General features: G+C 51.6%; 18 protein-coding genes. 6 read left to right on the forward strand and 12 right to left on the reverse strand.

Annotation, left to right across the window (positions count from 1 at the left end):
- Positions 1 to 6: 6 nt before the first annotated feature.
- Entirely contained in the window at positions 7 to 1,188 is a 1,182-nt protein-coding gene (locus ACMXD4_RS15635) for an NAD(P)/FAD-dependent oxidoreductase (RefSeq protein ID WP_171694751.1), read from the reverse strand.
- A 143-nt stretch (positions 1,189 to 1,331) separates the two neighbouring features.
- Between ACMXD4_RS15635 and ppdK the strand changes: the two genes are divergently transcribed.
- Complete coding sequence (gene ppdK, locus ACMXD4_RS15640; protein WP_415878692.1) at positions 1,332 to 4,070, forward strand: pyruvate, phosphate dikinase; 2,739 nt, start codon at positions 1,332 to 1,334, stop codon at positions 4,068 to 4,070.
- A 42-nt stretch (positions 4,071 to 4,112) separates the two neighbouring features.
- Here the strand turns inward: ppdK and ACMXD4_RS15645 are convergent, their stop codons facing one another.
- Positions 4,113 to 5,348, reverse strand: a complete 1,236-nt coding sequence (locus tag ACMXD4_RS15645) for a diguanylate cyclase domain-containing protein (protein WP_216614699.1) — start codon at positions 5,346 to 5,348, stop codon at positions 4,113 to 4,115.
- A 197-nt stretch (positions 5,349 to 5,545) separates the two neighbouring features.
- On the opposite strand from ACMXD4_RS15645, the gene ACMXD4_RS15650 reads away from it, so the two are divergent.
- From ACMXD4_RS15650 to ACMXD4_RS15670, 5 genes are all read left to right on the forward strand, one after another.
- The gene (locus ACMXD4_RS15650) at positions 5,546 to 6,058 is read left to right on the forward strand and encodes a transcriptional repressor (protein WP_033157409.1); all 513 of its coding nucleotides are present in this window, start codon (positions 5,546 to 5,548) and stop codon (positions 6,056 to 6,058) included.
- Positions 6,059 to 6,252: 194 nt separating this feature from the next.
- Positions 6,253 to 8,208: a BRCT domain-containing protein gene (locus ACMXD4_RS15655; protein WP_415878693.1), complete on the forward strand. Its 1,956-nt coding sequence runs from the start codon at positions 6,253 to 6,255 to the stop codon at positions 8,206 to 8,208.
- A complete protein-coding gene (gene thiD, locus ACMXD4_RS15660) occupies positions 8,205 to 8,990 on the forward strand; it encodes a bifunctional hydroxymethylpyrimidine kinase/phosphomethylpyrimidine kinase (protein WP_415878694.1) in 786 nt (261 codons plus the stop codon). Before ACMXD4_RS15655 ends, thiD begins: the two co-directional genes overlap by 4 nt.
- The gene (gene thiE / locus ACMXD4_RS15665; protein WP_415878695.1) at positions 8,987 to 9,613 is read left to right on the forward strand and encodes a thiamine phosphate synthase; all 627 of its coding nucleotides are present in this window, start codon (positions 8,987 to 8,989) and stop codon (positions 9,611 to 9,613) included. The genes thiD and thiE overlap by 4 nt, the downstream gene beginning before the upstream one ends.
- A 5-nt stretch (positions 9,614 to 9,618) precedes the next feature.
- Positions 9,619 to 9,828, forward strand: a complete 210-nt coding sequence (locus tag ACMXD4_RS15670) for a dodecin (RefSeq protein WP_033157405.1) — start codon at positions 9,619 to 9,621, stop codon at positions 9,826 to 9,828.
- A 4-nt stretch (positions 9,829 to 9,832) separates the two neighbouring features.
- On the opposite strand, the gene ACMXD4_RS15675 is transcribed toward ACMXD4_RS15670, so the two are convergent.
- From ACMXD4_RS15675 to lgt, 10 genes are all read right to left on the reverse strand, one after another.
- Positions 9,833 to 10,882: a hypothetical protein gene (locus ACMXD4_RS15675; protein ID WP_415878696.1), complete on the reverse strand. Its 1,050-nt coding sequence runs from the start codon at positions 10,880 to 10,882 to the stop codon at positions 9,833 to 9,835.
- A 102-nt stretch (positions 10,883 to 10,984) separates the two neighbouring features.
- A complete protein-coding gene (locus ACMXD4_RS15680; protein ID WP_415878697.1) occupies positions 10,985 to 11,899 on the reverse strand; it encodes a 1-aminocyclopropane-1-carboxylate deaminase/D-cysteine desulfhydrase in 915 nt (304 codons plus the stop codon).
- Positions 11,896 to 12,714, reverse strand: coding sequence for a dihydropteroate synthase (gene folP, locus ACMXD4_RS15685; protein WP_415878698.1), 819 nt, complete (start codon positions 12,712 to 12,714; stop codon positions 11,896 to 11,898). The genes ACMXD4_RS15680 and folP overlap by 4 nt, the downstream gene beginning before the upstream one ends.
- Positions 12,715 to 12,847: 133 nt before the next feature.
- Entirely contained in the window at positions 12,848 to 13,066 is a 219-nt protein-coding gene (locus ACMXD4_RS15690; RefSeq protein WP_033157401.1) for a Nif11-like leader peptide family natural product precursor, read from the reverse strand.
- 223 nt (positions 13,067 to 13,289) lie between these two features.
- Positions 13,290 to 13,778: a flavin reductase family protein gene (locus tag ACMXD4_RS15695; RefSeq protein WP_415878699.1), complete on the reverse strand. Its 489-nt coding sequence runs from the start codon at positions 13,776 to 13,778 to the stop codon at positions 13,290 to 13,292.
- A 54-nt stretch (positions 13,779 to 13,832) separates the two neighbouring features.
- Complete coding sequence (lysS, locus tag ACMXD4_RS15700) at positions 13,833 to 15,329, reverse strand: lysine--tRNA ligase (RefSeq protein ID WP_415878700.1); 1,497 nt, start codon at positions 15,327 to 15,329, stop codon at positions 13,833 to 13,835.
- 37 nt (positions 15,330 to 15,366) lie between these two features.
- Positions 15,367 to 15,810 carry a hypothetical protein gene (locus ACMXD4_RS15705; RefSeq protein ID WP_415878701.1) on the reverse strand — a complete coding sequence of 148 codons (444 nt, stop codon included), beginning with the start codon at positions 15,808 to 15,810 and terminating at the stop codon, positions 15,367 to 15,369.
- Positions 15,789 to 16,205: a DNA-binding protein gene (locus ACMXD4_RS15710; RefSeq protein ID WP_415878702.1), complete on the reverse strand. Its 417-nt coding sequence runs from the start codon at positions 16,203 to 16,205 to the stop codon at positions 15,789 to 15,791. The genes ACMXD4_RS15705 and ACMXD4_RS15710 overlap by 22 nt, the downstream gene beginning before the upstream one ends.
- A 38-nt stretch (positions 16,206 to 16,243) precedes the next feature.
- A complete protein-coding gene (prfB, locus tag ACMXD4_RS15715; protein ID WP_171694740.1) occupies positions 16,244 to 17,341 on the reverse strand; it encodes a peptide chain release factor 2 in 1,098 nt (365 codons plus the stop codon).
- A gap of 85 nt (positions 17,342 to 17,426) precedes the next feature.
- Positions 17,427 to 18,215: a prolipoprotein diacylglyceryl transferase gene (gene lgt, locus ACMXD4_RS15720; RefSeq protein WP_415878703.1), complete on the reverse strand. Its 789-nt coding sequence runs from the start codon at positions 18,213 to 18,215 to the stop codon at positions 17,427 to 17,429.
- Between the last annotated feature and the right edge of the window lie 31 nt (positions 18,216 to 18,246).

The raw sequence follows: 18,246 nt of genomic DNA on the forward strand, positions 1-18,246 counted from the left end.
CTACCCTCAAACATACTGCCCCGCACACCACCCCGAAGCCCAAGCCCATTGAAAGTTATACCCCCCCAACCACCCCGTGACATCCAACACTTCCCCAACAAAATACAACCCCGACACTTGCAAGCTCTGCATGGTTTTCGAGGAAATCGCATCGCAATCCACGCCACCGACGGTTACCTCGGCGGTACGATAGCCTTCGGTAGCATTCGGCTTGATCGTCCAGTGGTGCAGATTTTCCGCGATCACGTTCAGATCTTTGTCCGCGCAATTGGCAACGGTTATATCCAACTGCCGCTCGTCCAATAAGGCTTGTAACAAGCGTTTGGGTAAGTAGTCGGCCAGTAAATTTTGGATTTTTAATTTGCTGCCTTGCCGCCGCTTTTCTTTCAATGTCTCCGCCAGATCCATATCCGGCAATAAGTCTACATGCAGCGCTTCGCCGGGATGCCAATACGAGGAGATTTGCAGGATGGCCGGCCCGCTTAAACCGCGATGGGTGAATAAAATATTTTCTTTAAACGACTGCTGTTGATTGCTGACCCGACACGGCACCGCGATGCCGGTCAGCGGAGTAAAGCGCTCTGAATCGCCTGGTTGCAGCGTTAACGGCACCAAACCGGCTCGGGTCGGCCAAACTTTGATGCCGAATTGTTCCGCGACTTTATAACCAAACGGCGTGGCGCCCATTTTCGGTATCGATAAGCCGCCGCTGGCAATGACCAAGGCTGATGCAGACATCGCACCGCTGCTAGTGTGCAGTAAAAAATCGCCGTCGCCGCGTTTCTCCAATCGCTCTACCCGACAATTTAACGCCAGCGTCACGCCGGCTTGGCCGCATTCTTTTAACAGCGCATCCAGAATATCCTTGGCGCTGTTATCGCAAAACAATTGCCCGTGCAGGCGTTCGTGAAACGGTATTTGGTGGCGCTGCACAAAACTCAAAAAATCCCACTGCGTGAAGCGGCTGAGCGCCGACTTGCAGAAATGCGGATTATTGGAAATGTAATTTTCCGGGGCTATGCTGTAGTTAGTGAAATTGCAACGGCCACCACCGGACATCAGAATCTTTTTGCCCGGCTTGTTGGCATGTTCCACTATCTTCACCCGCCGGCCGCGCTTGGCGGCTTCGATAGCGCACATTAAGCCGGACGCGCCGGCTCCGACGATGATGACATCAAATTTATCCATGGCGCGTAACTTGTAATGACTCAAAAAAATAGGTAAAAAGTGGGGTATTCTAACCGCAATACCCGGCATCACGAGACGCCGACAAGCTACTCAAGGCGTTTCCCGCAGCCATCATTTAACTTCAACACTTCGACAAGGCCATAATGACTCCAAAATACAGCTATTCATTCAATACGGGCGACGGCAAAAACAAGGCATTACTGGGCGGCAAAGGCGCAAACCTGTGCGAAATGACGCAAATGGGCTTTAACGTACCGCCTGGCTTTGTCATCACCACCCAAACCTGTCTGACTTACCTGGAAAACAAACAGTTACCCGTCGATCTGATGGATGAAGTTCGTCAGCAAATTGCCGAAATCGAGCAACTGAGCGGTAAATCGTTTGGCGGCGCCAACGACCCGCTACTGGTTTCGGTACGTTCCGGCTCGGCCATCTCGATGCCGGGCATGATGGACACCATTCTGAACTTGGGCTTGAACAAGCAAACCCTGGCCGGCTTGATCGAAATGACCGACGACCCACGCTTTGCTTACGATGCCTATCGCCGCTTCATCCAATTATTCGGCAAGGTAGCGCTGGGTATCGACGACGAAAAATTCGACGTCCATTTCAACAACGTTAAGCGTGCGGCCGGCATCAAAGCCGACGTGGCGTTGACTGCCGACCAACTGCAAGAAATCAGTGAACTGTTTCTGACCGTGGTCCATGAAGAAACCGGCCGGCCATTTCCGGAAGACGTTTACCAGCAACTGGAAATTGCCATTCGTGCGGTATTCAACTCCTGGCTGGGAAAACGTGCCGTCGATTACCGCCGCGAGTTTCACATCACCCCGGACATTGCCAACGGCACCGCCGTCAATATCGTCACCATGGTATTCGGCAATATGGGCGACGACTGCGCCACCGGCGTCGGTTTCACCCGTAATCCCGGCACCGGTGTCAACGAGATGTACGGCGAATACTTGGTTAACGCCCAAGGCGAAGACGTGGTCGCCGGTATTCGCACCCCCAAACCGGTCCATGAAATGGCCAAGGAAATGCCGGAGCAATATCGACAACTCGTGGAACTGCGTAATAAACTGGAAGCGCATTATCACGAAGTGCAAGATTACGAGTACACCATAGAGCGCGGCATTCTGTATTGTTTGCAAACCCGAAACGGCAAAATGAACGCGACCGCGATGGTGAAAACCTCCATCGATATGGTGGCGGAGGGCTTGATCAGCAAAGAACAAGCGCTGCTACGGATCAATCCCGACATGCTGGAACAATTGCTGCATCCGCAATTAGCTCCCAATCACGAAGTTAAAGCCATTGCCCAAGGCCTGCCGGCTTCGCCCGGCGCCGCGTGCGGCCATTGCGTATTCGATGCCGACACGGCAGTTCGCTTGGGTAAAACCGGCCAAGATTTGATTTTGCTACGCGAAGAAACCAAACCGGAAGACATCCACGGCTTTTTCGCTGCACAAGGCATCTTGACCAGCCGCGGCGGCAAAACCTCGCACGCAGCGGTGGTGGCGCGCGGCATGGGTAAAGCCTGCGTGGCTGGGGCTGAAGACATCAAAGTCGATGTCCGCGCCCGCTTGGCTATCGTCGGCGACATCCATATCAAGGAAGGCGACCTGATTACCATAGACGGCAGCAACGGTAATATCTATTTGGGCCGGATCCCCACCATTCCGCCCTCATTCTCTGAGGAATTAAAAACCTTGCTGGGCTGGGCCGACAGCATAGCCCGCTTGCGTGTGCATGCTAATGTCGACACGCCGGAAACCGCGAGACTGGCGGTCAGCTACGGCGCCAAAGGTGTCGGTTTGTGCCGTACCGAACGCATGTTTAATGCCGCCGACCGTTTACCCTTAGTGGTAGACATGATTCTGGCGCACAACACCGAAGAACGCGAGGCGGCTTTAGCCAAACTGTTCCCGATTCAACGCGACGACTTCCAACAGTTGTTCGAAGCCATGTCACCGCACCCGGTTACCGTGCGCTTGCTGGATCCGCCTATGCACGAGTTTTTGCCTAACGAGCATCAACTGATCGACGAGTTGGATGCGCTGAAACACTACCTGACCATCGTCAAAGGCCAACGGGTCACGCTGGATACGCTGGCGCACCCGGCGGAAATGCCGGCACCGTTCAATATGCTGAACGAAGACGTGATTTTGGAAGCGATCAGCAAAAAACAAATGATGCTGGATAAAGTGCTGGAGCTGTACGAAGTTAACCCAATGCTGGGTCATCGCGGCGTCAGGCTGGGCATGAGCTATCCGGAAATCTACAAAATGCAGATCCGCTCAATTCTGGAAGCGGCGGCATTGTGCGTGAAACAGCGGATTCCGGTCGAACCGGAAATCATGGTGCCGCAGGTGATCACCGCACAGGAGCTGAAAACCGTTAAGACTTACGTGGACGAGATTCAAGCCGAAGTGGAAGCGCAATACAAACTCAAGCTCAACTTCAAGTTCGGCACAATGATTGAAACGGTGCGGGCATGTACCCGTGCCGACCGTCTGGCCGCGACTGCTGCTTTCTTTTCATTCGGCACCAACGATTTAACCCAAGCCACGTTCTCGTTCTCCCGTGAGGATGCCGAGAACAAATTCTTACCGCTGTACGAAGAATCAGGCCTGCTGGAAGACAACCCCTTCGAAACGCTGGATATTGAGGGCTTGGGCAAACTGATGAAAATGGCCGTGGAACTGGGTCGTCAGCAGCGCCCGGATTTGAAAATAGGCATTTGCGGCGAACACGGCGGCCATCCGCGTTCGATTAAATTCGTTCACGACCTAGGCTTGAACTATGTATCGTGTTCCGCGCCGCGCATTCCCGTGGCTCGCTTGGCAGCGGCTCATGCCAAACTATTGGAAAAACATTCGTAACTGACATGGCAAGGGCCGGTCAAACACCGGCCCTTCATCGTTTCAAACCCGGCGTTTGCCAACCCGGTTTCTACCAGTGGCCTTGGCATCGTATAGCGCCTGATCCGCAGCGTGCAGCAGGCTTTCGAAAGACAGGTCGTCACTCGGAACGATACTGGCAACGCCAAGACTGATAGTCACAAATTCGGAAATTTTGGAAGCCGGATGCGGCAGACGCATATTCTCCACGGCTTTACGCAGAATTTCGGCCAACACCATGATTTGTTCGGCATCACAAGCCGCGACCACGCAAAACTCTTCGCCACCGTAACGTGCAATCAAATCGCCCGGCCTTCTAAAGAAACGCTTCAAGGTTTTAGCCACTTGCCGCAAACAATGATCGCCCTCGATATGTCCGAGATTGTCGTTGTATAGCTTGAAGAAATCGATGTCTATCATGATCATCGAGATAGGATACTTATGCCGCAAGGCGCGCTTCCATTCCCTTTTTACAAAGGCATCGTAGTAACGGCGATTGGGTAGCAAGGTCAACGAATCCAGATACGCCAGTTGCATACGGCTTTTGGCTTTATCCAGGCGCAGGCTTAGTCTGGCTTGCGCCAAATAAGACAACAGCAATACGATCAAACCGATAACTGCCACAATTGCATGGGTGATTGTCAAATGCTCCAGACGCTCGCTCACAAAAGCATCGATACTGGCACTGGGAATACTGACACTAATACCGCCGCGAATATCGCCCTCTTTATAGCCTTGCCGCTGATGGCAAACGAGGCAACTTTGATCGACATGCAGTGGCGCCATGTAACGATAAAAAGATTGCCCGTTGATAGTGCCGATACTGCTCACACTTTTTTGACCTTGCTGGAACGCCAACAATGCCTCTGCTTCCCATTGGTCCGGCCGATTTTCCGGGCGAATCGGATTAAAACCGGTAATATGAAAGGCAATATCCGATTCGTCACCCATTTCCGAGAGCTGCCGAGTCATATAAGCTGGATTAATTAAAGTCAGGTGCTTGCCATCGGTGGTCTCTACATCGCGATGAGGAACTTCCAGGTAAGGATTGGGCTGAGTACTCTCGGTGATAGGCACGTAAACGCCGCCGTGCAACGCATTCCATTTTCTGATCAAGACGATATGATCGAAAAACATCTCGGCTTGGCGCGTGGCAATTTTTTGCGCGTACTGTTTGGTATCCGTGACTTGCTGGTAAAGGTTCAGGCTAATCAACAAAATCCATAGCACTGCATAAACCAGGAATGTAATCCTTCTCATTTATTGCCTCAAAATTACTTATAGCCGCTCGCAAAAGTCCGCCGAGAAACCGCCAAACAACCATACTATGGCGCTTAACCGCGCGCCTTAAAAACACACAAAATTTATTTGGTAATCCGATTTGAAATGGGTTGTTTATGCTGGCACTATAACTTACCGCATCCACAAAATGAATGAACCCAATCACCCTTTGTAAAATGACCGACCAAGCAACTTTTCCGGCACCAGAGCATGACCATAACGTATGCATCCACAGGGCGATAAGTGTAGCCGAACAACTTTGCTTGACGCGCGGCGTACAACTGACCCCCATCCGCCATAAGATTTTGGAGCTGATCTGGAACAGTCATAAGGCCGTTAAAGCCTACGACTTGCTGGATCAAATCAGGCCGGTAAACGACGCCGCAAAACCCTCGACAGTCTACCGGGCCTTGGATTTTCTGTTGGAACAAGGCCTGATTCATCGGGTAGAGAGTTTAAATGCATTCGTCGGCTGCCACTGCTCCGGCACTCAACACGATCAACTACTGTTAATCTGCACCGCCTGCCATACGGTTCAGGAGCGCGCCGCGCCTTCGGTACTCAGCGCCTTATCTAAAGAACTTGGCGATGCCGGCTTCGTACCGCAGCGTAAAACCATTGAAATTCATGGCTTGTGCAAAACCTGCCACCCCGCCACCAATACTGCTGAAGAACAGGCTATTCAATAACCCGCCAAATATTGACCTAGATCAACGCTTGTTCCGTATAAAACTTTATATTAAGCCCATGTCACGCGATTTCCTACCGTTGACATGATCCTCTTGAAAGATAGATGCTTCGGCGGGCGAGTTCTCTCTCCCGCCTTTTTTTTGCGATATTATCCTCTATAATCGCCGCCCTACCCGACACATCTATCCCCGGCATGCTTACCGACAGTCAAAAAGCTATTCTTTTGCAGACCACGCTAAGTTCGAACGATCTTGGTGAGAATCGTTTTTGCGAATTGTGCACACACGCGGATTTGCTGCATACCGTGACGGACAGTGAATTAGTGACGTTCCTGGAGATTGCCAACGCTTTGTATCGCGGCGGCGAACCGATCATCAGCGATACCGATTACGACTTCGTTTATCTGGCAGAACTGAAAAGACGTCATCCCGAGCATCCGCTGTTGCACACAGTCGAGCCGGAACCGGCTTTCGCGGGTAAAACCGTCGATCTGCCAACTGTGATGCTCTCCACCGACAAAGCCTATAGCCGAGAAGAAGTGGAACGCTGGGCCGGCCGCATCGAAAAAGCCGCTGTCGATCTGGACAAAAACTTTGCCGAACTGACTTTTAAAGTCACGCCCAAGTTGGATGGTTACGCCGCCTATGACGACGGCCGGATGCTGTATACCCGCGGCGACGGCCGCAAAGGCACCGACATCACCCGCGTATTCGAGCGCGGCTTGCAAGTCGCCAATCAGGGCCCGCGAGGCCTGGGCGCCGGTGAAATTGTGGTCAGCCGCAGTTATTTCGACGCTAATCTGGCCGAATATTTCGACAACGCCCGTAACTTCCAAGCCAGCGTGATCAAGGAAAAGGAACTGGACGAGCACGCCGAACGCGCCATCGCCGATCATGCCGCGGTGTTTTATCCGTTTGCTATATTGCCTTGCTGGGAGGGAGTCTGGCAGGACCTGATCGACAACTTCGAAACCATCGTCAAAGACATCTGGCATAAGCTCGATTACGACGTGGACGGCGTGATTCTGGAAATCGTCGACGAGCAACTCAAACAAGCGATGGGCGCCACCCGCCACCATCACCGCTGGCAGCTGGCTTACAAAGAAAACCTGGAAACCGCAGAAGTCACCGTCATCGGCGTCACGCCGCAAACCTCGCGCTCCGGCCGCATCACCCCGGTCGCCGAGTTGGAACCGGTGCGCCTTAGCGGCGCCCTGCTCTCCAGAGCCACCGCCCATCATTACAAAATGGTATTGGATAAAGGCATTGGCCCCGGTGCGCTGATCCGCCTGGCCCGCTCCGGCGAAGTGATACCCAAAATCGAGGAAGTTCTGCGTCCGGCCGAACCGCAAGTACCCAGCGCCTGCCCCAGCTGCGGCCACGAATTGATTTGGGACAACGATTATTTAGTCTGTCCCAACAACATGGAATGCCCGGCGCAAATCAGCAACAGCATGGAACATTTCTTCCGGGTGCTAAAAAACAACGACGGCTTCGGCGCTGCCACCATCAAAAAGCTTTACGAAAACGAAATCCGAAGCGTCGACAAAATCTACGCCTTAACCACCGCAGAATTCGAAAGCATGGGCTTCGGTCCCAAGCAATCGCAAAACCTGGTCGATCAATTAGTGCGTAGCCGCAACGAAGCCATCGAAGACTGGCGCTTTCTGTCCGCGTTCGGCGTATTTCGAATGGGCTTGGGCAACTGCGAACGGCTGTTGGCGCATTATGCGTTGCCGGATATTTTCAATCTCAGCGAAGCGGACATCGTCGCTATCGAGGGCTTTGCGGAAAAAACCGCCGCGGTAATCACTGAAGGCTTTGGCAAAATCAAACCCTTGTTCGATAGCCTAATGTCACTGGGTTTTACTCTGATACCAACGCAAAACCAAGCTACCGACAACGCCCATCCGCTAGCCGGCAAAACCTTGGTGTTCACCGGCACCCTACACAGCGGCAGCCGCGACGACTTGAGCAAGCAGGCCAAAGCCAAAGGCGCTAAAGTCGGTAGCTCGGTGTCGGCGAAAACCGACTATCTGGTCGCTGGCGACAATGTCGGCGCCAATAAAACCAACGCCGCTCGCGAGAAAGGCGTCAGCGTTATTACAGAGCAGGAATTTCTGAAATTACTGGCGGGAGATGAGCTATGAACCGCAATCACCCGGTGGTGCTGTGTTTTTCCGGCCACGATCCCAGCGGTGGCGCCGGTGTGCAAGCCGACATTGAGGCCATAAATAGCCACCAATGCCATGCGGCTAGTGTGATTACGGCGTTAACCGAACAGGACAGCCGCAACGTCAAGACGCTGATTCCGCAACAGCCCGCAGACATTCTCAGCCAGGCACAGACTTTGTTGGCTGACTTTAAAGTCTCCGCGTTCAAAATCGGCTTGATTGGCGACGCCGGCGTTGCTGTAGCGATTGCGCGAATTTTGCGGCAACATCCGTCTGTTCCGGTAGTACTGGACCCGGTACTGGCAGCCGGCGGCGGCACCGCATTGGCCGGCCAGCAATTAATTGATGTCATCGTCGAGCAACTACTGCCGTTGACCACCTTATTAACCCCTAACAGCGAGGAAGCCCGCCGCCTATCCGGGCAAAACGATTTGAGCGACTGCGGCCGTTTCTTGCAAGGCAAAGGCGCTAAATACGTGCTGATCACCGGCACCCACGAAAGCTCGGAGCTGGTGCATAACCGCTTGTACATGCCCGACGATCTCAATGAAACCTTTAACTGGGAGCGTTTGCCGCAGAGCTATCACGGCTCAGGCTGCACGCTGGCCAGCGCCAGCGCCGCGCTGCTGGCGCAAGGTCTGGACGTGTTTACCGCCGTTAGCGAAGCTCAGGAATTTACCTGGCAGTCGCTGGCCGCCGCCTATCGTCCGGGACAAGGCCAATACAACCCCGACCGACTATTTTGGGTGGAAACATGAAATTTCCGCGCCAGGGTTTGTACGCCATCACCCAACCCGAAAACAAAACGATTGCCCAAGTCGTAAAAGACGTGGAAGCGGCCTTGCGCGGTGGTGCAAGCGTGATTCAATACCGCGACAAAAATCCGTTGGATGCGCCGCAATTAGCGAGGCTTTTGTTGAAAGTTTGCCATGCTTACGATGCTCCGCTATTGATTAACGACAGCGTCGAGTTGGCGATGAGTGTCGGTGCTGACGGTGTGCATCTAGGTCGCGACGATGGCGAAATCGCTGCAGCGCGGCGCCTGTTGGGTCCAGACGCCATCATTGGGGTATCGTGTTATAACGATGTGGAAAAAGCACAGAACATGGCCGCAGCCGGTGCGGATTACGTCGCATTCGGCCGCTTCTTCCCGTCGGGATCGAAGCCGTTGGCTGCGCCCGCCGAGATTGCCAGCTTGGTCCGAGCCAAACAATCGGTAAACGTGCCCATAGTCGCTATCGGCGGCATTCTGCCCGAAAACGGTGGAACTTTATTGGCGGCGGGCGCAGACTTATTGGCGGTGATAGGCGGCGTATTTGACCATGAACCGGAAGCGGCCGCGCGCGCCTATCAAGCCTTATTCAACCCTCAAGCGGAGTAAATAACATGCCAGAACATGTCTATCAAAAAGTCGAACTGACCGGCTCATCCAGCCTAGGTATTCAACAAGCCATCGAGAACGCCGTCGCCAAAGCCGGCGAAACCATCCAGAATATGCGTTGGTTTGAAGTGGTGGAAACCCGCGGCCATATCGATAACGGCAAGGTCGCGCATTGGCAGGTCACCATTAAAGTGGGTTACACGCTGCCGCACTAGGCGATTAGACGCCGCTAAAGCGAATATAACGTCTTAGCGGCGAGCCGGCGGCCCAGACGAAAGCCTCAGTGTAATAATGCATCAAAGCCAAATAACCGAGAAAACCCAAGGTGACGGCTTTATAAATTTGCGTGGAAAACAGGGTTTGCAGCAATAAATTGACCAGATCGTCGCCATAAGCCTGTAACAGGTAGGTCAACACAAACGACAGCAGCGGCAATACCAGCCAAACGGGTAATCGAATCGCCGTTGCCGCCCGGAACAAGTTATTTTGCGGCTGTTCGCCGTGACGATTCACGTCGTGAGTCACGTAAAAACTATACGCGGTAATATCGTGCACCAAGCGCGGCATCAAAATCGCCAGAAAATAGTACTGCTGGCTGTAAACATACCAACTGCTGGCGACCAGCAAAGTATTGGCCCACAGAAAATAGATACCCAAGCGGCTGGGCACGTAGCGTTGGCAAAACACCGTGCTGATAACCAAAGCCGTCGTCAGCACGCTGGCAATTTGCAACACTTGGGCGGCTTGTTCCGGCTCCAGGCTGTTTTTCAGAAAAATCCCCATGTAAATGAAGATACCGGCACCGACGCTGAGCCACAGTTGCAGGTAAAACGCCCAGCCCGGCAAGCGGCACGCGGCTTTGGCGATACCATGCTGTTGTTTCAACACGTGGTAGACCGTCCAGCAGGCAGTAATAATGTATAACGCGCGATAAGGAATAAACAGGCTGCCGATACCGAAAAAAACCATGATGAACAAAGTCATCGCAATTAATTTATTTTTGAAAGCATGCAGATATTCGTCGTGACTAAGCAACAATAGATTGCTGGCAACGATATGCGGGGTACCGAACAAAATTTGAAACAACAAAAAATGGGTCGGGCTACTGGGCAGCATATCGCGTAATGCGAAATTGAAGCCGAATTCGTCTAGCCAAAGAACCAATAAACACAGCGGCACAATGGCATACAAACTAAGTAAAAAGCGGAAAGACACCGCCAGTTTATTGCTACTTTTTTGCTCGGGGAATGAAATGATCTGCGCAACCACGGTGCCACCTTGTTATTATTTTTTAGGCCGCGGTTATTATCACCATTTTGAGTAATGACTCAATATCTATTTGATTTTTAACCGGTAAAACCACCAGGAATGCTAGTTGCGCTTGCCTTGCAAACCGCCGGTATGGATTGCCACTATCCGCTGCCCAGCCGGGAAATACCCCTTCCGGATTAAATCGTAGAGCGCAAACAGCAATTTTCCGGTGTAGATCGGTTCCAGCTCGATACCGTGTTGCCGTTGAAAATCCTGCATAAACGCCAACAAAGCCGGCGTCGTTTTGGCGAAACCGCCGAAATGGTAATCCACTAAAATTCGCCAGTCCGCATGACTGTTCATTCCCTGTTTATTCAGCAATTGCTCGACATCGTCGATTAGAAAGTCGCCACCCTTCAGCGCTGCCACACCGATAGCCTGTTGAGTTAGCGGCGAGGTAAGCGAACCTGCCAAAGTGGTGCCCGTGCCGCAGGCAACGGCCAGCGTATCAAAGCCGACGTCAATTTCATCGACCAGCTCGGCAACGCCTTGCAAAGCCAAGTCTGTGGATCCGCCTTCCGGCAACCAATATTGGCCGGCCTGCAGTTCAGGTAAGTTGTCGTGACCTTTGTAGTCGCGCAATTGCCTGTAGTCGCTACGCGACACAAAACGCAGCTCCATGCCCCAATCAAGCAGATCATGCAGCGTGGCATTAAGTTGCGCAGGCCGCTCGCCGCGAATATAGCCTATGGTTTTCAGCCCCAAGGCTTTACCGGTAAAAGCCAAGGCGTGTAAATGATTGGAATAGGGGCCGCCCATGCTGACGATGGTATCTGCGCCGCCCAACAAGGCATGGTTGACGATGTATTTGAGCTTACGCCATTTATTGCCTGAGATAATCGGATGTAGCAAGTCATCGCGCTTGATCCACAATTCCACCTGCCGGTCCGCTAATTCCGGGTCGTTGATCTTAGTCAGCGGCGATACCGCCAATTTAGCCTGCAATTTCTGTAGCCGCGGATGGAGATCGGTCACTGTGCCTGCTTGATGGCCCACGCCACATCCGCTGCCTGCCGGTTGGCTTTAACATCATGAACCCGAAATATTTGTACTCCCGCCATCACCCCTAACGCCGTGGTCACGGCTGTCGCGGTAACCAACTCTGCGGGTTCGCTGACATTGCAGATGCTACCCATGAAGCGCTTGCGGCTGGTTCCCAATAACACGGGATAACCCAAGTCGACGAAGCGGGATAAATGCGCCAACAGATCGATATTGTCCTGTTTGCCTTTGCCAAAACCGATCCCTGGATCTATCGCGATGTTTTCCGGCAACACGCCTGCCGCTAATGCTTCTGAAATGCGTTGTTGCAAAGCAGTGAGTACCTCGGTCAACACGTCGTCGTAATGCGGCCTATCTTGCATGGTTTTGGGCGTGCCCTGCATATGCATCAGGATGATCGGAACTTGCGTTGTTGCCGCAAAAGCCAACATCTTAGGGTCGCCTTGGCCGGCCGAGACATCGTTGATGATACTCGCCCCCGCCGTCACCGCTGCTGCTGCAACCTGGCTTAAGGTGGTATCTATACTGATTTGAACTTGGGGATTGTTCGCACGGATCGCGCTAATCACCGGCACCACCCGGCGAATTTGCTCATCCGCCATAACGGGATCGGAGCCAGGCCGCGTCGACTCACCGCCGACATCGATAATATCGGCGCCTTCAGCGATCATTTTTTCAGCTTGAGCTATCGCTGCCGCCACGCCAGTAAATTTGCCGCCATCGGAAAAACTATCGGGAGTGACATTGAGTATCCCCATCAGTTGGGGAGCGTGGATAGCATTGAACATGTTTGAAAACTCCTCGATAGCCGCAAACGTTTAGTTTACCGTTGTCGAGTCGTTTTTAGAATTTACCCGCTGCCGTTTTACGCCTTACCGATAACGGTGCCACCCCGCCGAGAGGCAGGATGGCACTCAATCGTTAAACTCTGAGCAGAGCTTTGGCAAGTTTTTCTGAAAGCTGTTCTTCAACAAATTGCGGTTCGTTGGGTGGGTACAATTCCACTTCATCGATTTCGAACCCGTATTCCTTACCCAATAACAATAGCTCCTTGATTTTGAGACAGGCTTTCAGCTTTTCTTTCAAGCCCTCATCGCTTTTGGATTTTTCAGAAAACTCTTTGATAACCTTGATTGACATTGATAACTCCGTGATAACTCTGAAAGATGGATAAAATCCAATCTCTCCTAAGCAAAAAATCGGCCATATCTATATGACCGTTATTTTTCATGCTGTTCATGGCGTTACAAATCAACAAACCCGGCAACAATCGCGTCTATTCACACACAATTCATGAGAAATTTGTCGGGTATACGACAATTGTCTGCTCTATCAAGCAACAATTCGCAACGAGGATTTTGGCTTAATCTTGCGCCGCCACCTTACGGTAAGCAGAATGATAGTAAAGCAAAGGCTCACCTTCCCGGCAAACCACGCTATCGACTTCACCGATAATCACCCAGTGGCTACCGGCCTGAACTTGTTGCACTACCCGACACTCCAATGCCGCCAGAGCTTCGTTCAAAATAGGCGCGCCATTTTCACCGGCTTGCCAAGCAATGCTGGCAAAACGCTGTTCTTGGGTGGTACTGCCGGCAAATTGATTGGAAACGTCTTCTTGTGCACTATTCAGAATATTCACGGCGAAGCGGCGGCTTTCCAGCAATGCAGCACCGGTATCGGTCGCTTGGTTAAGGCAGACCAATATTTGCGGCGGCTCCACGGACACGCTACTAAACGCCGTGGCGGTCATGCCTCGGGGCTGATTATCGCGCCCTTGGGTTGTCACCACTGTCACACCGCTGGCCCATAATTTCAGGGCATTTTTAAATTCTTTGGCTTCAACGCTCATAATTTTCTCTTAGATCCAATAGCGATAACACGGCATAGTCGTCTGATTGTGACATCAGTTTTTGGGACGCATGTGCGGGAACAACAGCACGTCGCGAATGCTAGGCGAGTTGGTAAACAACATGACCAAACGGTCGATACCGATGCCCTCGCCCGCGGTCGGCGGCATACCATGCTCCAGCGCGGTAATGTAGTCGGCATCGAAATGCATGGCTTCGTTGTCGCCGGCTTCTTTTTCCTCGACCTGTTTCTGGAAGCGCTCGGCTTGGTCCTCAGCATCGTTCAACTCGGTAAAGCCGTTGGCAATCTCGCGGCCGCCGACGAAGAATTCGAAACGGTCGGTGACATGCGGATCGTTGTCGTTACGGCGCGCCAACGGCGACACTTCCACCGGGTAAGCAGTGATAAAGGTCGGATTCATCAAACGGTGTTCGACGGTTTTTTCGAAAATCTCGATCTGTACCTTGCCCAAGCCATAACTGTCTTTCACCGGAATCTTTAAATTCTCGGCAACTTTCACGGCCGCTTCGCGGGTCGTCAGATCGGCCAAAGTCAATTCGGGGTTGAAATGCAAAATCGACTCCAACACTGTCATCCGCGCGAACGGTTTGCCGAAATCGTATTGATCGCCCTGATATTCAATGATGCTGTTGCCGACTACATCTTCGGCTATGCCTTTTAGCAAAGCCTCGGTCAGATCCATCAAGTCGCCGTATTCGGCGTAGGCTTGGTAGAATTCCATCATCGTGAATTCGGGATTGTGGCGAGTCGACAGACCTTCGTTACGGAAGTTACGATTTATCTCGAACACCCGTTCGAAACCGCCCACCACCAGCCGTTTCAGATAAAGTTCCGGCGCAATCCGCAGATACAACTCCATATCCAGCGCATTATGGAAGGTAGTGAACGGTCTTGCCGTCGCGCCGCCGGGGATGACTTGCATCATTGGCGTTTCCACTTCCAGGAAGTCGCGCGCGATCAAAAATTCGCGGATGTAATTGACGATTTTCGAGCGCATCAGGAAGGTTTTGCGCGTCTCGTCGCTCATGATCAAATCCAGATAACGCTGACGGTATTTTATCTCTTGATCGGCGATACCGTGGAATTTTTCCGGCAGCGGCCGTAAGGCTTTGGTCAGCAGTCGCATGTCATCGACTTTGACGCTGAGTTCGCCGACCTTGGTTTTGAATAAGATGCCTTCCGCACCGATAATGTCGCCGATATCCCACTTCTTGAACTGGTCGTTGTAAACACCTTCCGGCAGGTTGTCGCGGGCCACGTAAACCTGAATCTGGCCCGACATATCCTGTAGATGGCAAAAACTGGCCTTGCCCATAATACGCCGCGTCATCATCCGCCCGGCGATCTTCACCCGAATCGGTTCGGCTAATAATTCCTCTTCGGATTTATCACCATATTCGGCCAGCAATTCGCCGGCCACCACATTACGCCGAAAATCGGTCGGAAATGCGATACCTTCCTCGCGTAGTGCGTTTAGTTTTTCGCGGCGTTGTTTGATCTGTTCTTGTTCGTCGTGTTCGAGTTCTGACATTATTTTATTTGCATGGTCAATGATTCGGCGTTAGAAACTAAGCCACCTGGTTTAAATTACTTAACTTGGACAACATGTCCCATTCGATTCTATACAGATACATATCTTCAATATAAAACCCGTCAATAAAGTTCCTTCCAAGCCGATTGTTTTTTAGATTTGCCTTGTATAGAACGCTATGCTTTAAAGCATCGACAACGCGATTATGAATATTAGAAACGCGAATATCGTGCAAAGAAACTATGCTTTCGTCATCAGACAAACCATCATAAACATCATTAATTCTCTTATAATATTTTCGAGGCCCTTCACTTCCGACAAGAGGCGAGACAATATTGAGTTCCCAATTCTTTTCAGGCTCTAAGAACCAGAAAGCTGCAACCACCTGAGCGTTGGATTCATCTAACTTTGTGATCAACCGCTCGCCAGCTTCGCACATTGCATCAGTGAACCACTGGTTTATAAATAGTTCTCTAGCCATGGCAACACCCCTGATTGACTTTCAGTGATGGCTTCGAATAAATCGAGCGCATCCTGCTTTTGTATGGAATGATCGTAACGTGTTTCTTCCGACCATTTATTGGCAACCGACCAATTCAATTTGAAATTTATATCCTGACTCTCTTTCTGTATCAGTTCTTGCTTCAGGCCGGCAGTGATAAGCAATCTATTCAAGTCATGAGTATAACTATCTAAACTTAGCTTCCTATCCGGAAAATCATATTGCTTAACCTGTTTAGTTATACAAGCCTTTAATGCACATTCCAAAGCATAACCAGCCAAATAATAAGCACCTTGATAACATTCGGCATTTAATAAAATTTTGGCTTCTTTAATCCGAAGTACAGATAACGTCTCCAAATCATTTTTATTCATTGGCAAATTTCTTAGAGCATCTAACCGTTATCTTAAATTTAAAGCCCGCTCTTCAAACTTGCTTCGATAAACTGATCCAGCGAGCCATCCAAAACCGCCTGGGTATTGCCGGTTTCAACGTTGGTACGCAGATCCTTGATACGGGATTGGTCCAGCACGTAAGACCTAATCTGGCTGCCCCAGCCGATGTCCGATTTGGAATCTTCAATCGCCTGCAAGCCTTCGCTACGTTTCAGCATTTCCATCTCGTACAGTTTGGCTTTTAGCTGCTTCATCGCGGTGTCTTTGTTTTTGTGCTGCGAGCGGTCGCTTTGACACTGGGTCACAATGCCGCTGGGGCCATGGGTAATCCGCACCGCTGATTCCGTTCTATTGACGTGCTGACCGCCAGCACCACTGGCGCGATACACGTCAATACGCAAGTCGGCCGGGTTAATGTCAATTTCGACATCGTCGTCGATTTCCGGCGACACAAACACCGATGCAAACGAAGTATGCCGGCGATTGCCGGAATCGAACGGCGACTTTCTCACTAACCGATGCACGCCGGTTTCGGTACGCAACCAGCCAAACGCATAAGGGCCTTCGAACTTGATGGTGGCACTCTTGATGCCGGCCACGTCGCCCGGCGACTCCTCGATTAACTCGGTTTTAAAGCCTTTGGCCTCACCCCAACGCAAATACATGCGTTCGATCATGGATGCCCAATCCTGCGCCTCCGTACCACCGGAACCGGCCTGAATATCCAAAAACGCATTGTTTGGGTCCATTTCCCCGGCAAACATGCGTTGAAATTCCAACGCCGCTACTTTCTTTTCATACTCTTCAAGATCAGCGGCTACGGTATCGACAGTGTCCTCGTCGTTTTCTTCCACCGCCATTAATAGTAATTCTTCGGCATCGGATAGGCCTTGTTCCAACTCCAGGATAGTGTTGACAATGCCTTCCAACATTGCCCTCTCCTTACCCATGGCTTGCGCTTGTTCCGGTTTATTCCAGATTGCCGGATCTTCCAGCTCGCGCAGCACTTCCACCAAACGCTCACTTTTCGTATCGAAATCCAGATAGCTTTTCAGTCCGGCGCTACGTTCACGCAGGTCGGCTATCTTGTATTTAATGGGATTAATTTCTTGCATGAACTCTCAAAACCGAAACGGATACCCCAGCGGGGCAGCATACGCCGGGCAGCCCCGGCGATTAAAAGCCGGGGATTATAAACGATTAAGCGACAGGCTTGGGCTGATGGTTTTTCATAGCCCAAACGATACAGCCAATGCCGGCCAGCACGAACGGCACACTGAGTAACTGGCCGGTGGTGAACATCACCCCGGTGTCGTACATGGCTTGTTCGGTTTTAAAGTATTCCAGGACAAACCGCACGCTGAACAGCATGCTGATGAAACAGCCAAACACAAAACCGGGTTTATCCGCGTGTTTTTTATAAATCGCCAACGAAATCCCATAAATCAGCAAATAACACGCTGCTTCGTATAGCTGTACCGGATGACGCGGCAGCGGATCGATCCGCGTAAACACCACGGCCCAAGGTTGTTCTGACGGAACCCCTAAAATCTCCGAGTTGAAAAAATTACCTATGCGAATCAGCGCACCGGCCAGGGCTGTGGGAATACTGACGCGATCCAACAACCAGAAATACCCGTCGCCGTATTTACGCCGATATAAGTACAGGGCCAGAATGATACCCAGCGTCGCGCCGTGGCTGGCCAACCCGCCTTCCCAGACTGCCAGGATTTTCAAAGGGTTAGACAAATAATAAGCAGGATCGTAGAGCATAGTATGACCCAGGCGCGCACCGACAATGGTGGCAATCACCATATACCAAAGCAAGGTATCCAGTTCTTCGATGTTCTTACCTTCGCGCTGGTAAATCCATTGCATGGTTAAAAAACTGCCGACAAAGCCGGATGCGAACATCAAGCCGTACCAACGGATTTTCAAGAAGCCGAAGTCGACGAGAATAGGGTCTATATTCCAGATGAAGTGTTCCATGATGATGCGGGAGTTGTTACGGTTGAATCGC

The organism is Methylomonas sp. TEB, assembly GCF_047777895.1.
In the GTDB taxonomy this organism is placed as follows: domain Bacteria; phylum Pseudomonadota; class Gammaproteobacteria; order Methylococcales; family Methylomonadaceae; genus Methylomonas.

What these genes read in the sequence shown, in the direction of transcription:
- ACMXD4_RS15635 (WP_171694751.1), bottom strand. Translation starts at nt 1,188, where the DNA reads ATGGATAAATTTGATGTCATCATCGTCGGAGCCGGCGCGTCCGGCTTA.
- ppdK (WP_415878692.1), top strand. Translation starts at nt 1,332, where the DNA reads ATGACTCCAAAATACAGCTATTCATTCAATACGGGCGACGGCAAAAAC.
- ACMXD4_RS15645 (WP_216614699.1), bottom strand. Translation starts at nt 5,348, where the DNA reads ATGAGAAGGATTACATTCCTGGTTTATGCAGTGCTATGGATTTTGTTG.
- ACMXD4_RS15650 (WP_033157409.1), top strand. Translation starts at nt 5,546, where the DNA reads ATGACCGACCAAGCAACTTTTCCGGCACCAGAGCATGACCATAACGTA.
- ACMXD4_RS15655 (WP_415878693.1), top strand. Translation starts at nt 6,253, where the DNA reads ATGCTTACCGACAGTCAAAAAGCTATTCTTTTGCAGACCACGCTAAGT.
- thiD (WP_415878694.1), top strand. Translation starts at nt 8,205, where the DNA reads ATGAACCGCAATCACCCGGTGGTGCTGTGTTTTTCCGGCCACGATCCC.
- thiE (WP_415878695.1), top strand. Translation starts at nt 8,987, where the DNA reads ATGAAATTTCCGCGCCAGGGTTTGTACGCCATCACCCAACCCGAAAAC.
- ACMXD4_RS15670 (WP_033157405.1), top strand. Translation starts at nt 9,619, where the DNA reads ATGCCAGAACATGTCTATCAAAAAGTCGAACTGACCGGCTCATCCAGC.
- folP (WP_415878698.1), bottom strand. Translation starts at nt 12,714, where the DNA reads ATGTTCAATGCTATCCACGCTCCCCAACTGATGGGGATACTCAATGTC.
- ACMXD4_RS15690 (WP_033157401.1), bottom strand. Translation starts at nt 13,066, where the DNA reads ATGTCAATCAAGGTTATCAAAGAGTTTTCTGAAAAATCCAAAAGCGAT.
- ACMXD4_RS15695 (WP_415878699.1), bottom strand. Translation starts at nt 13,778, where the DNA reads ATGAGCGTTGAAGCCAAAGAATTTAAAAATGCCCTGAAATTATGGGCC.
- lysS (WP_415878700.1), bottom strand. Translation starts at nt 15,329, where the DNA reads ATGTCAGAACTCGAACACGACGAACAAGAACAGATCAAACAACGCCGC.
- ACMXD4_RS15705 (WP_415878701.1), bottom strand. Translation starts at nt 15,810, where the DNA reads ATGGCTAGAGAACTATTTATAAACCAGTGGTTCACTGATGCAATGTGC.
- ACMXD4_RS15710 (WP_415878702.1), bottom strand. Translation starts at nt 16,205, where the DNA reads ATGAATAAAAATGATTTGGAGACGTTATCTGTACTTCGGATTAAAGAA.
- prfB (WP_171694740.1), bottom strand. Translation starts at nt 17,341, where the DNA reads ATGCAAGAAATTAATCCCATTAAATACAAGATAGCCGACCTGCGTGAA.
- lgt (WP_415878703.1), bottom strand. Translation starts at nt 18,215, where the DNA reads ATGGAACACTTCATCTGGAATATAGACCCTATTCTCGTCGACTTCGGC.